The following is a 5,403-nucleotide window of genomic DNA, read 5'->3' as shown; positions in this document are numbered from 1 at the left end:
TTCACTTCTTCAGTCACTTTGCGAATACCATCTTCATCGCAGTCCAAACCGGGATGATGAATCATCGGTTCAAAACACATCAGAATTCCGCCCTTAGGGGTCCTCAGCGTGAAGCCAGGTACAATGGGTACACCTTTGCGCAACGAGATTTTTGCCACTCCTTTCCAATGTGAAGCGGGAGAACCCAGAAAATCCATAACGAGCCCCGCTTCTCCAGCATTTTGGTCGGTGAGAATTGCCACCACCCCATTTTTATCCAGCCAGCGCATGATGTCTTTCAAGCCACTTTCATAGTCAATAAGTTTCAGGCCATGCTTTTGCCGCAAGGTGGAATTATAATTCTCAAACAGCGGGTTGTGTTGCTTTTTGGTAACCACTGCCAGAGGGATTCCGAAAAGTGGCAAAACTCTTGCGGCTTCCCAATTTCCAAAATGAGCCGTGGCTAAAATAGCACCTCGACCGAGTGCCAAAGCATTATCCATGTGTTCTCTGCCCTGGAAGCTAATCGAATTTATCAGTTTGTTTTCCGGTTGCAGATACAGTTCGGCAGAGGTCAAACCCAGATTATGATATACCTGTTTAAGCAGCTCGCGCCGTTTTTGGACATCCATTCCATCAAACGCCCTTTCCAGATTTTGGTCCGCCACATAGCGACGAATGCCAATTCCATGACCAATCCACATAAAAAGCTTTATTAAGAGCCACTTGCCCCAAGCATAGGGGAGAAGCCTCAGCTTGAAAAGTGCCCCGCGAAAGAGCAGATATTCAGCCCAGTTTACAACAGCGTTGCGTTTCAAAATCTATCCGCGCAATAGTTCCAATTTCTTCTCGATTACAGCTTTGGGGACGACTCCGATGGAGCTGTCTTTCAGTTCGCCATCTTTGAAAAAAAGCAGCGTGGGGATGCTCATAACCCCATAGTGGCCAGCCAGTTCCGGAAATTCATCCACGTTAAGCTTGGCAAAACGCACATCAGGAATATCGCGTGCCAGCTCTTCAATGGTCGGTGAAATCATGCGGCAAGGCATACACCAATCCGCCCAAAAATCCACCAAAACCATTCCCTTTCCTATCACAGTCTCAAAATTATTATTGTTCAATTCGGTCAACATTGTTTACTCCAATCATTTTGTTTTCTGATAATATAAGCCTTTCCACCCATCAAGGCAAATCACCCTCATTCCCAAATCCAGCGGAGCATTCGCCCGATATTTAGCAGTCCAACGGTCAAACTGCTTATTTTCCTTGACATTTTACCCGAAGCCTTTATTTTATCCATAAAAAAGAACCTTTTTCTAAGGAGAACCATAATGCCTGAAAACACAAAAAAGAGACCTGCGGAGAGCAAAGCTGCGCCCCGCAAAAAGACTGAAAAGGGCAGCTTGAGCATTCACACGGAAAATATCTTTCCCATCATAAAAAAATGGCTGTATTCCCAACATGACATTTTCCTGCGTGAGCTGGTTTCAAACTCTGTAGACGCCATCAACAAGCGTAAATATTCCGATCCGGATTTCAAAGCGGAGGATATGAAAATCACGATTGAGTTGGACGACAAAAACAACACCATCAAAGTGCATGATACCGGGATTGGCATGACGGCGGAAGAAATCCGCAAATACATCAACCAGATTGCTTTTTCCGGCGCTGAGGAATTTGTAACAAAGTTCAAGGACGTGCAGGACAACATCATTGGCCACTTTGGTCTGGGCTTCTATTCCAGTTTCATGGTGGCGGAAAAAGTTACCATTGATTCTTTATCCTGGGTTGCTGGCAGTGAACCTGCTTTTTGGGAATGCGATGGCAGCACCGAATATAAGATGAAGGCAGGAAAGAAAAAAGAACCCGGAACCACGGTCACCATTTACCTGAACGAAGATTCAAAAAACTACGCCCAGGAATACAAAATTCGCGAGATTCTGGAAAAATACAGCAATTTCATGCCTTGGCCCATCATGTTCAAAAGCCAACAGGTCAACCAGTTGGAGGCGCTTTGGAATCGCCGCCCCAAAGACGTCAGCGATGAAGAATATATCAAATTCTATCGCGAGGTTTTCCACGACTATCAAGACCCCGTCTTCTGGATTCATCTCAACGCCGATTTTCCTGTGAATCTGCGCGGAATTCTCTATTTTCCCAAATTGCGCAAAGACCCCGATTTCTTCAAGGGCGAGGTGAAACTATATTGCAACAATGTTTTCGTTGCCGACAACCTTGAGGATCTCATCCCTGAATTTCTGTTACTGCTCAAAGGCGGCATTGATATTCCAGACATTCCGCTCAACGTTTCCCGCAGTTTCCTCCAAAACGACGATCAGGTTCGCCAAATCAGCAAATACATCGTGAAAAAAGTGTCGGATCGCTTTGGCGAAACATTCACCGAAGACCGCAAAAAATATGAGGAATACTGGGAAGACATCGATACTTTTATCAAGTTTGGCCTCTTGCGTGATGAAGACTTTTTCGAAGCCATGAAAGACCGCCTCATCTTCAAATCAGCCTCCGGAGACTTTGTGACCCTGGAAGAATACAAGGCTCGAAACAAGCAGGATGGCGATAAAACCCGCATTTGGTATGCCTCTGGTGAAGACACGCAGGTCAGCTATCTGCGCCTGATGAAAGATCAGGGCATCGAAGTGATCTATCAAACCACTCCGCTGGACACCCACATCTATCAAAGGCTGGAAAGCATCCACAAGGATTTGGAATTCATCCGAGTGGACAGCGAACTGAACGATCAACTGCTTTCCACAGAGATTGAAGAAGACGGTGAAAACCAGGATACACAACGCTTGCAGGAGATTTTCTACAAAGCTTTGGGTCAGGAAGTGGAAGCCTCATTCTCCAAGGAAGACTATTCTGATTTCCTGAAAAAATATCCCCAGGCTGCCACAGCTCTGACTTCCTGGATAAAACAGGAGGGCGAACAAACCTTGATCCGTCCTTTTGAACTTCCTGCTGAAACCCGTGCTGAACTTGGTGAAGAAGCCTTCAAAGAGCTTTTCAATCATGCTTATACACCCCTGAAAGTACAGGTGAAGAGTCTCAAATCATCAGAAATCCCATCCATGATTGTGTTCAACGAAATGCTGCGGCGTTGGCATGATATGGACGCGCTCAACCGCCAGGCCGATTTTACGCTGTTGAAAGACCACACCCTCATCCTGAACCGGGAAAACCCTATAATCAAGAAAATCCTGGATCTGGATAGCGAAGGCAGGGAAGAGGAAGCCCGCACCATCAGCACTTACATTCACGATCTTTCCATGCTGGAACAGCGCGCTTTCAGCGGAGACGAGCTCAAGGATTTCATCAATCGAGCGAACAAAATCCTGACTTATCTTTGAGCCACTCAGGGTTGGAAACAGTCCATGAGACACCTTGACCCGGTTCCACAGCTCTGGAATAAATAAAAAAGATTGACAAACAAGGGCGCTTTCTGCTCTTGTACAAAATAGAGTTTACATTGAGGCTGAAACTTGCATCTAAACCTGTTTAAAGTACTGATGAATGCTGTCTTAGAGCTTTTTAGCCTCCCCAAAAAAAACGCAGAAAAAGCTTGCTGAAAATTCAGCAGGACATTATTAGAAGGAGAAAATAATGCGTATCCGTACAATTATTCTTGCCGCTCTCTTGGTTGCGATGTTGGCCTTGACAGCCTGCGGCACCAAGGACACAACCGAGGAAGCCACCAAGGTTACCCTCGAAGGCACTGCTGCCGAATACTTCAAGATTAGCGAAGACAATTTCGAGATTGAAGAAGTGATTGGCCTGCTTGTCACCGTCAAAGCCGAACTTATCAAGAATTTTGAAGGCGAAGAAATTCCCGCCATGCAATGGACACTCACCCTCAAGGATGAGGAAGGAAACGTGATTGAAGACGCGGAAGACATTGCCATCAATCAATTTGGTTATAGGAATTTTGAAGAAATGTTGGCTGGCGCTCTCAACACACCCACCGAACTCAAGTTCAACATCGAAGTGGATAATGAAGCTTCCCAGCGCATCAAAGAAGCCGCTGTTTCCGCTGTTCTGAGTGTGAATTTCATGGAAGTTGAAGAAGAAGAAGTTCTTCCCGATGTCGAAGATGAAAAACAGCCTGAAAAGAAACCCGTGGCAAAACCGAACACTCCCGCGCAGAAGCCGGTTGAACCCAACCGTCCTCAGAAGCCTGTGCCTTCAGTGCCCAGCGAAGATGTCGATGGCAAATTGACTGCTTATAATAACGCTGTGGATAAATATCTGAGAGCTAAAGAATCAGCCAAACCAGGCGACCCCAAAGCTCAGCAAAGGATTGAAAAAGAAAGAGCCAATGCCAACGGCCTTGGCAGCGAACTTGCCGGCAAAGTCAGCAGCATGACTTCCGCCCAAAAAACCCGCTACGACCAAATCAAAGCTAAAATGAACTAAAACCCATCAGTCACTGATGGATAAAAAAAGATCCGGCTTTCAAAGCCGGATCTTTTTGTTTTCAATCAATTTTTTGAATTATCTCGGACGGCGGTTCTGCAATTCGAAGGCGTTAAAAAAGTGGTTGATTGCCGTATTCAAATCCTCAAATTCAATGGAATGCTTGGTGCAGCCTGCCCGTGAACAGATGGAAACCTTGCCTCCTTCAAAGAGGTGAAGGTCCACTTGCGGTGCCTGACACAGGTTGCAATTCGTGTTGGAGATCAGATCAGCCCTGCAGTGTGGGCAAAAGAAGCTGCTGATTTCGCCCTTGGGCACATCGAGAGTGGATTCATTGTTATAGCTGCCGTAAAGTGCTGAAAGCCAAACCAAACCTTCTTCTCCGCGGGAATGGATGATGAATTTAACAGCGGGGACTCCATCGATAAGTTTTTCCTCGTCTCCCAGTTCCTGACCACATTTGGGGCACTTGAGCATGAGCTTGTAATAGTTTTGCATGTTTCCTCCCTGACATTTTGCATTCATCTGCTTTTTAATAATATAGCGCTGTTCCACCTTGAAGCCAAAACCGAATAAACCCAGATGCTTCTAAAAGCAATGAGGTTCACAATAACAGCAACCATACTATTTTGCGAACCCAGAGCAAGAAAACCGGAAAATGCTGACATCTGCTCCGCCGAAAAACAGATGGAATACCGGGAATGAAAACCGGGAGAATGAATTTAGGGCAAGAAATACTTGACAAATAAAGGCGGGCTGATTATTAGTGTTGAACAAACAGAATTAAAGGAGCACAAAATGCGTAAATTCTTTATATTGATGATCCTGACCACGCTGGCAATGGGCCTCCTGCTCACAGCGTGCGAAGAAAACATCACCCAGCCCGAAGACGCGAAATGGTCTGTGATGGCCATCGAGGCAAGCGAGATGAACTTGCCACAACTTGAAGGCGACACCCACTACATCGTCGTTTCCTGGATTGGCGCCGCAAGC

The 5,403-nt window shown here is 46.0% G+C and carries 6 protein-coding genes; 3 read left to right on the top strand and 3 right to left on the bottom strand.

Features of this window, described 5'->3' with window-relative positions; all coding sequences use genetic code 11:
* Together GX135_00685 and trxA are read right to left on the bottom strand one after the other, a co-directional pair.
* Positions 1-797 (bottom strand): hypothetical protein (locus tag GX135_00685; GenBank protein NLN84604.1); only part of this gene is annotated, 797 nt, incomplete at its 3' end.
* Positions 798-800: 3 nt separating this feature from the next.
* Positions 801-1,112 carry a thioredoxin gene (gene trxA, locus GX135_00680; GenBank protein ID NLN84603.1) on the bottom strand — a complete coding sequence of 104 codons (312 nt, stop codon included), beginning with the start codon at positions 1,110-1,112 and terminating at the stop codon, positions 801-803.
* A gap of 198 nt (positions 1,113-1,310) precedes the next feature.
* Here trxA and htpG point away from each other — a divergent pair, with 198 nt between their 5' ends.
* Together htpG and GX135_00670 are read left to right on the top strand one after the other, a co-directional pair.
* Positions 1,311-3,347, top strand: a complete 2,037-nt coding sequence (gene htpG / locus GX135_00675) for a molecular chaperone HtpG (GenBank protein NLN84602.1) — start codon at positions 1,311-1,313, stop codon at positions 3,345-3,347.
* A gap of 253 nt (positions 3,348-3,600) precedes the next feature.
* Positions 3,601-4,410 carry a hypothetical protein gene (locus GX135_00670; protein NLN84601.1) on the top strand — a complete coding sequence of 270 codons (810 nt, stop codon included), beginning with the start codon at positions 3,601-3,603 and terminating at the stop codon, positions 4,408-4,410.
* 78 nt (positions 4,411-4,488) lie between these two features.
* On the opposite strand, the gene GX135_00665 is transcribed toward GX135_00670, so the two are convergent.
* The gene (locus GX135_00665) at positions 4,489-4,908 is read right to left on the bottom strand and encodes a hypothetical protein (protein NLN84600.1); all 420 of its coding nucleotides are present in this window, start codon (positions 4,906-4,908) and stop codon (positions 4,489-4,491) included.
* A 300-nt stretch (positions 4,909-5,208) separates the two neighbouring features.
* Between GX135_00665 and GX135_00660 the strand changes: the two genes are divergently transcribed.
* Positions 5,209-5,403, top strand: a 195-nt coding sequence (locus GX135_00660; protein NLN84599.1) for a hypothetical protein, incomplete at its 3' end; no start/stop codon positions are given.

This window comes from Candidatus Cloacimonadota bacterium, assembly GCA_012522635.1.
In the GTDB taxonomy this organism is placed as follows: Bacteria; Cloacimonadota; Cloacimonadia; order Cloacimonadales; family Cloacimonadaceae; genus Syntrophosphaera.
Note: the sequence above shows the minus strand (reverse complement) of the source record. Positions and strands in the feature narration are given on the sequence as shown.

Coding starts and splice junctions, on each gene's coding strand:
- htpG (NLN84602.1), top strand. CDS start 1,311: ATGCCTGAAAACACAAAAAAGAGACCTGCGGAGAGCAAAGCTGCGCCC.
- GX135_00665 (NLN84600.1), bottom strand. CDS start 4,908: ATGCAAAACTATTACAAGCTCATGCTCAAGTGCCCCAAATGTGGTCAG.
- trxA (NLN84603.1), bottom strand. CDS start 1,112: ATGTTGACCGAATTGAACAATAATAATTTTGAGACTGTGATAGGAAAG.
- GX135_00670 (NLN84601.1), top strand. CDS start 3,601: ATGCGTATCCGTACAATTATTCTTGCCGCTCTCTTGGTTGCGATGTTG.